Below are 6783 nucleotides of genomic sequence, written 5' to 3'. Positions count from 1 at the left end.
GTAATTGGCTGAGACTGGCGTGTGAATTCGCGCATGTGCCAGGCGTGGCTGGTCGCCAACAGAGCCGCGTTGACTTCGTCGGCGCTGAACTGGCAGCCGCGCTCTGCGCCTAATTGCGCAGCCCGCAAGCTGAATTGAACGGCGTCAGTCACCGCGTGGAGTTGCACTTGCAGCGACGGATCTTGGAATACGAGTTGGCGAAACGATTCGAATGGGGGGTGAAACATTGTGGGTTGACGATACCCGAAGAAATTCCAAATTGAAATAAACGATCTCAGAGCAGAGGGGAATTGGACAGGATTCACAGGATTTTCAGGATGTACCGGATAGCCCAATAGACACAGGAATCAAAACGTTATCCTCCTCCTGTCAATCCTAAAAATCCTGTGAATTCTTCCCAAATTATTTCTGTCGTAAGCGTTGACGAGATGATTGGCTTGTCGCATCATCCAAGCGCTTTACTCGTTACCTTCATCGCAACACATTGCACGTCCATGCCGATCACCTTACGCGCCGCCGTGGCGGATGACGAAGCTTTCCTTTACGAACTTTATGCCAGCACGCGCGCCGAAGAGATGGCGTTGTTCGGCTGGGACGCGCAGCAATGCGAAATCTTTCTGCGCATGCAATTCAATGCGCAGCGGCAGTCTTACGCGGAGTTTCCCAACCCCGACCATCGAATCATTTTGCGTGACGGCCAGCCCATTGGCCCAAAACCTATCGGACGAATGTTGGTGCTGCGGTTGGAAAAGGAATTTTGTCTTGCCGACATCGCGTTGTTACCCAACGAACGCGGTGCGGGATTGGGCGCAAGGTTGATCGGCGATCTGCTGGCGGAAGCGGCGCAGGCGGGCAAGCCTGTCAGGCTGCACGTGGCGGACGGCAATCGCGCGCGACGATTGTATGAACGTCTGGGCTTTACGCCGGCCGGCGATGATGGGGTGTATTGCGCAATGAAATGGCGCGCCAATTCCGGCGACGCCGAAAACTAATTCAGGGAGACGATCAACGATGCTTGAAACTTTGACACACGCGGATTTTGCGCCGCACGTCAACACGTATTTTCGACTGCAGCGTTTTTCCGACACTTCACTGGCCGACGCCGCACTGGCCGACGCCGCACTCGATATCAAATTAATCAGGGTGGAGGAATACACATCAGCGCCCAACCAGGAGCGTTTCGCGCTCTTCTTCCTGGCGCCGCACGAAACACCTGTTCAACAGGGGGCGTATCAACTCGATCACGAACAATTGGGGAGGGGGGTGCTGTTCCTGGTGCCGATCAGCCGCGATCAAGACGGGCTATGCCTTGAAGCGGTCTTCAATCGCCAGCTCAAGGTGGTGAGCTAATGGCGACGGAGCAAGACAGCCTGGTCAGGCTGCGTCCCGTACACCCCGATGACAAAGAGTTTATTTACTCGGTCTACGCCAGCGCGCGCGCGGAGGAGATGGCCATCGTTCCCTGGAACGACGAACAGCGCGAAATGTTTCTCCGCTCGCAGTTCGCTGCGCAGCAAAAGCATTATCAAGGATATTACCCGGAAGCCACGCACCAGATCATTTTGCTCAGCGAACAACCCGTCGGACGGCTCTATGTTGACCGGCAAGAGCAGGAGATTCGCATTCTCGACATCACGATTCTGCCCGGCGACCGCGGGCGCGGCATCGGCGGGCCGCTCGTCAGACAGTTGATGAATGAAGCCGCAACGACGAACCGCCGGCTGACAATTTACATTGAGTCGTTCAACCGGTCGCGGAGCTTGTTTGAGCGGCTGGGGTTTGTCCCCGTCGAAGAGACTGGGGTTCACCTGCTCTTTGAATGGCACGCCGACAATCACAAGACGTGACCTTATGGCGGCGCACGCAAAAAAAAATCACCGAACCATGAATATTTTCCTCACACAATCTTGACGCAATCAGATGAGACCAATAGAATCCACTTGCTTTAATTTACAAATCGTTCTCAATCGTATGCCCTAGACCTTTGTGGTCGTCACTACTCCAACTGGCTTCGGCTGGTATTTTGGTTTGTAATGGTCATGATCTTCAGATAACGCGCAACTTCATCACGACTCCGCTGTTTTTGAGTCGCTCCCTTCTATATCAAACTCCCCACTGCTCTTGTGGGCAGTAAAAGCAAAGAGAAGAAATCTATGGGACAAGCATATGTTGGCGAAATCAGAATGTTCGGCGGAAACTTCGCCCCCGCCGGCTGGGCTTTTTGCCAGGGCCAGTTACTGCCCATCTCGGAAAACGACACTCTCTTCACCCTTATAGGCACGACCTATGGCGGTGATGGCCAGCAAACCTTCGCCCTTCCCGACCTGCGAGGGCGTGTTCCCGTCCATCAGGGCAGTGGCTTCATTATTGGACAATCCGCGGGAACCGAATCAGTCACGCTGACCACTCAACAGATACCGATACACAACCACACGGCGCAATGTAGAGCCGCGGATAGCAATTCAGGGACACCGCAAAACTCCGTCTGGGCAAAGAACCAAACCAACCAGACGATCTATAGCACTGTCGCGCCCGCGACAAACATGAATGCCGCGGCACTAGGTCAGTCCGGCGGAAATCAGCCGCACGACAACATGATGCCGTTCCTTGTCATCAACTTCATCATTTCGCTGTATGGGGTATTCCCATCACCGAACTAGGGCGATCGGCATTCGGCTATCCGCCGTCAGTTCTGAGCACTGACCCAGCAATCCAGTTGCTGGCCGGTCGCTGGCCGATCGCCGAAAGTTAATTGCGATTTCGAGAGGAGATAATCAATTATGTCTACACCGTTTTTAGGCGAGGTCAAAATCTGTTCCTTTAGCTTCCCCCCCAAGGGCTGGGCATTATGTAATGGCCAGTTGCTGCCGATTAACCAGAATCAGGCGTTGTTTTCGCTGCTGGGAACTACGTACGGCGGAAACGGGCAAACCAACTTTGCTCTGCCAAACCTGCAAGGGCGAGCCCCCCTGCATTTCGGTAACGGCATTGTTCAAGGCCAAGTCGCGGGCGAGGCGAATCACACGCTCATTATCAGCGAGCTGCCCGCTCACAATCACATCCCGCAGGGCAGCACAGCCACGCCGAATCAGGGATCACCCGGTAATAATTATTGGGCTGCCCTAGCCGGCTCCTACTCCACTACATCACCGGATAATGCAATGAATCCGGGGTCAATTTCGTCAGTCGGAGGGAGTCAGCCGCACAACAATTTGCAGCCCTACCTCGTCCTGAACTTTATCATCGCGCTTCAGGGGATATTCCCATCCAGGAACTAGAAGGAGAACCCTATGTCACAACCATTTGTCGCTGAAATTAGAATCGTAGGCTTTAATTTCCCCCCAAGGGGCTGGGCGTTCTGCAACGGCCAGATTTTGCCGCTTTCCCAAAACACCGCGCTCTTTTCACTGCTCGGAACAACGTATGGCGGCGACGGCAGATCCACTTTTGCCCTGCCCAACCTTCAAGGCAGCGTTCCAATACAGCAAGGCCAGGGCCCCGGATTGACCGACCGCATTCTGGGCGAAGTGGGCGGCTCGGAAAATGTCACGCTCCTCCAATCAGAGATGCCGCAGCATACTCACTCTGCGGTGGCTGACGGAAGCGGCGGCGGAAACCAATCCGCGCCGAACGGGAACGCCTGGTCATCCCTGTCGGGCAGAACGCCTCCGAGCCTTTACAACAACGCCGCCAATACCACGATGAGTCCGTTTGCGGTCGGTATAACCGGAAGCAGTTTCCCGCATAACAATATGCAACCGTATCTCGCCCTGAATTTCATCATCGCCCTTCAGGGAGTCTTCCCAGCAAGGAATTAATGACGGACGACGGACGGTTGATTTACGGACGATGATTCTCAAGCCAGAAGCGTGTGGCTTGAGAATTAAGGAAAGAGGATGGGGGAGGATTTACGAACCGCCATCCTCTTTCTTCTATCCTTCGTCCTCGGAAGGATGTCTTCGGGGGAAACACGTGGAAAATAATGCTCAAGCCAGATTGTATGACCACGTCAATCAGCTCCTCGCCGGACACGAAAAGCTCCTCAGCGATGGCAATCGAAACCGGCTCTTTTACCAGGCATTGAAAAACAGCATCACCAGCGAATCCTGCGTTCTGGACATCGGATCAGGGACAGGTGTGTGGGCCATCGCAGCGGCTTGTCTGGGAGCCAGGAGAGTCGTGGCGGTTGAACAAGATCAGTTATTGATTGGACTGATCAAAGCCTTGGCGCAAGCCAACGGTGTGGCGAACCGGGTTGAAGTTGTGCAGGGAGACGCACTGCAGGTTGAATTAAGTAGAGAATTTGACATCGTTATTTCAGAAACCATCGGCCATCTGGTCTTCGACGAACAGATCGTCCCGATCATGATTGCTGCCCGCGAACGATTCTTGAAGCCGGATGGCGTGCTGATCCCGCAAACGGTGTCGCTGGTCGCCGCTCCCGCTCATTTTGAAAGCCAGCGTAAACTTCCAGCGGACATTCCGGTCGAATACGGTTATTTTGAATCGCTCCTCTTAAATCACCCTGTCGGATTGACCGACAGAACCAAATTGAAGATCATGCGGGAGCCGCAAGAATTGATCCGCTCCGATTTGACCGGCATCAAATCGTCACCTGATCTAAACAACCTGGCAGCGCGCTGGGAAGTGCAAGAAACAAATCAGATCAATTGCTTTGCCGTCTGGGCAGAGATGACTTTAACACCCGGCGTCCGATTGGAAACGCTCAACACCTCCAGTTGGTCGCCGATGATCTACAGAATCAGCCGTTTCAAACAGGAACAGGGCACGCTCGAATTCAAGCTCACTCTCACGAGCATCTGTAATTACTGGACTGCCATCCTGACGAACGATCAATCCCGGGAAGCGCAGTCCTACTCACCAGCATCCGCGGCAACCGTGCTGCTGGCACGCATGCGAACTGACCTGGATTTACTGAACCATTCGCAACGAATCGGAGTAACACTCTGACCCGAGTTTTACGGAGTTATTATGAAACACCTATCGAGAAGCCTCGCATACCGCATTTCCATTCTTTCTGCCTTCTGTCTTATCGCCATCGCCGGGTTGCTGTTGGCAAAACCGTATCTGGTTTCTGGCCGGGCAACCAATCAAGGCGACCAGTTTCGCCTGGCCCCTGTCGGCCAAGTGCCCAGCCAAGCATCTCGTCAGAGCGCGGTAGCCGTGCGCGCCGCCAAGCGTGGCTATCCCCTGATCAACTTCCAGGACGGGCGCAGTCTGAAGGCGGAATATAAATCCGCTGGTCTGGAAAGTGCCAGGTTGGAGCAGGAGATGACGCCGGGACAGGCGACGCCGGTCTCGCTGGCGTCAGAGGATGTGAACGGTGACGGCTTCCCCGACTTGATTGCGGGATACTCCGGTTCGTCCGGCGGCATGCTGGCGTTGCATCCGGGCAATCCCGAAGCCTTCGCGCCGAAAAACCCTGAAACCATTCGCGCCATAGGCAACAGCCAGTTTCCCGATCCTTTCCTTGCGAATGCCCGCGTCATGTGGACACCCGACGCGCCGGACTTTCTGGCCATCGGCGATTTCAACCGCGACGGCAAACTCGACATCCTCACCGCGGCGAAAGGTAGCAATGCGCTCCACCTGTTGGCGGGCGATGGCAATTACGGATTCAATCCGCCTGAAGACATCACTTTGTCCGGCAGCGTGACCGCGATGGCCGCGACACAGAAAAACGAACAGGATGGCGGCATCAGCATCGCCGTTGCAATTAACGGGTCGGATGGCCTAACTGTGCTGGTCTATGCGGAAAAGCAAAGTATCCTGACCCAACAACCTGCCGCGCATCCCTTGCCAGCGACAGCCACCACCATGACGCCAGGCCGGTTGGATGATGATCGCTCGACCGATTTGGCCATCGTTGCCGGCGGACAGCTTTATGTTCTCCACGGACAGGCTCAACAATCTTCACTGGCTACGCTGAGCGGCATTGCGCCGGACAGGCAGGCCGGGCAGTTGGAAGCGATTGCCTTGCCGTTCGCGGTGAACGCCGTGGCAATCAGCGATTTTATCTGGGATCGAGATGCACAGATGGAGATGGCCGTTGCGGGTGAGGACGGAATCGTCCGCATCATCGCGCGCGGCGAATTGGATACTCGCCCCATTCCCGCCGAAGAGATTCAAGCGCGCCGCCAACTGATGGTTGACGTGAGAGACGGCAAGCGGTCAGCGGCGGAGTTGAACAAGAGGAAATCCGGCAGCGCGCTGCGCTGGGCGGTCAGCGAAACGACTTCCGTCAAACTCTCCGGCATGGGCGATAACGCTCAGCCCTTGTTGATGGGCACGCTGGCTTCGGGTCAGCAATCCTACGACCTGTTGGCGATCAACCCGGCAGCCAAACAACTTCAAATCGCTTCGCGGGAAGACGCGCAGGGCAATGCGGCGGGACGGAAGGCAATCTCATTCGATGCCGACAGCGCCCCAGTTGCGGCGCTGCCCATGCGCTTGAACGTCATGGGCCGCCCTGGCATCGTTATGCTGAGCAAAGGCCGCGTTGAGCCGGTGTACCTGATGATGGCCCCGACGGCTACCTTCGCAGTCACCAAGACGACTGACACGAATGACGGAACCTGCAACGCCGATTGCAGCTTGCGCGAAGCCGTCGTGGCGGCCAACGCCGCAGCCGGCGCGGACATCATCACCTTGCCCAGCGGCACCTACCAATTGACGCGGTCGGGTGATGACAATACCGCCGCGAACGGCGACCTCGACATCAATACCGACATCACCATCAACGGCGGCGGCGCAGCCAGCACC

General features: G+C 55.8%; 9 protein-coding genes. 8 read left to right on the top strand and 1 reads right to left on the bottom strand.

All coding sequences use genetic code 11. The features are described from left to right. On the bottom strand, positions 1 to 335 hold a 335-nt coding region (locus RMO18_RS15630; RefSeq protein WP_309667148.1), incomplete at its 3' end, for a Nif11 family protein. Between the two features lie 51 nt (positions 336 to 386). Between RMO18_RS15630 and RMO18_RS15625 the strand changes: the two genes are divergently transcribed. The 8 genes from RMO18_RS15625 to RMO18_RS15590 form a co-directional block, all read left to right on the top strand. Continuing rightward, complete coding sequence (locus RMO18_RS15625) at positions 387 to 992, top strand: GNAT family N-acetyltransferase (RefSeq protein WP_309667147.1); 606 nt, start codon at positions 387 to 389, stop codon at positions 990 to 992. A 19-nt stretch (positions 993 to 1011) separates the two neighbouring features. Continuing rightward, the gene (locus RMO18_RS15620) at positions 1012 to 1350 is read left to right on the top strand and encodes a DUF6916 family protein (RefSeq protein ID WP_309667146.1); all 339 of its coding nucleotides are present in this window, start codon (positions 1012 to 1014) and stop codon (positions 1348 to 1350) included. Beyond that, positions 1350 to 1847, top strand: a complete 498-nt coding sequence (locus tag RMO18_RS15615) for a GNAT family N-acetyltransferase (RefSeq protein ID WP_309667144.1) — start codon at positions 1350 to 1352, stop codon at positions 1845 to 1847. Before RMO18_RS15620 ends, RMO18_RS15615 begins: the two co-directional genes overlap by 1 nt. Before the next feature lie 336 nt (positions 1848 to 2183). Then, positions 2184 to 2660, top strand: coding sequence for a tail fiber protein (locus RMO18_RS15610; protein WP_309667142.1), 477 nt, complete (start codon positions 2184 to 2186; stop codon positions 2658 to 2660). Positions 2661 to 2780: 120 nt separating this feature from the next. Then, positions 2781 to 3278 carry a tail fiber protein gene (locus RMO18_RS15605; RefSeq protein WP_309667140.1) on the top strand — a complete coding sequence of 166 codons (498 nt, stop codon included), beginning with the start codon at positions 2781 to 2783 and terminating at the stop codon, positions 3276 to 3278. A 12-nt stretch (positions 3279 to 3290) separates the two neighbouring features. Further along, the gene (locus RMO18_RS15600) at positions 3291 to 3818 is read left to right on the top strand and encodes a tail fiber protein (RefSeq protein WP_309667138.1); all 528 of its coding nucleotides are present in this window, start codon (positions 3291 to 3293) and stop codon (positions 3816 to 3818) included. 154 nt (positions 3819 to 3972) lie between these two features. After that, positions 3973 to 4971 carry a 50S ribosomal protein L11 methyltransferase gene (locus RMO18_RS15595; protein WP_309667137.1) on the top strand — a complete coding sequence of 333 codons (999 nt, stop codon included), beginning with the start codon at positions 3973 to 3975 and terminating at the stop codon, positions 4969 to 4971. Between the two features lie 21 nt (positions 4972 to 4992). Next, on the top strand, positions 4993 to 6783 hold a 1791-nt coding region (locus tag RMO18_RS15590; protein ID WP_309667135.1), incomplete at its 3' end, for a VCBS repeat-containing protein.

Origin of the sequence: Tabrizicola sp., assembly GCF_031377265.1 — a bacterium.
Classification (GTDB): domain Bacteria; phylum Pseudomonadota; class Alphaproteobacteria; order Rhodobacterales; family Rhodobacteraceae; genus JAUYQR01.
Note: the sequence above shows the minus strand (reverse complement) of the source record. Positions and strands in the feature narration are given on the sequence as shown.

Coding starts and splice junctions, on each gene's coding strand:
- RMO18_RS15620 (WP_309667146.1), top strand. CDS start 1,012: ATGCTTGAAACTTTGACACACGCGGATTTTGCGCCGCACGTCAACACG.
- RMO18_RS15600 (WP_309667138.1), top strand. CDS start 3,291: ATGTCACAACCATTTGTCGCTGAAATTAGAATCGTAGGCTTTAATTTC.
- RMO18_RS15610 (WP_309667142.1), top strand. CDS start 2,184: ATGTTCGGCGGAAACTTCGCCCCCGCCGGCTGGGCTTTTTGCCAGGGC.
- RMO18_RS15605 (WP_309667140.1), top strand. CDS start 2,781: ATGTCTACACCGTTTTTAGGCGAGGTCAAAATCTGTTCCTTTAGCTTC.
- RMO18_RS15615 (WP_309667144.1), top strand. CDS start 1,350: ATGGCGACGGAGCAAGACAGCCTGGTCAGGCTGCGTCCCGTACACCCC.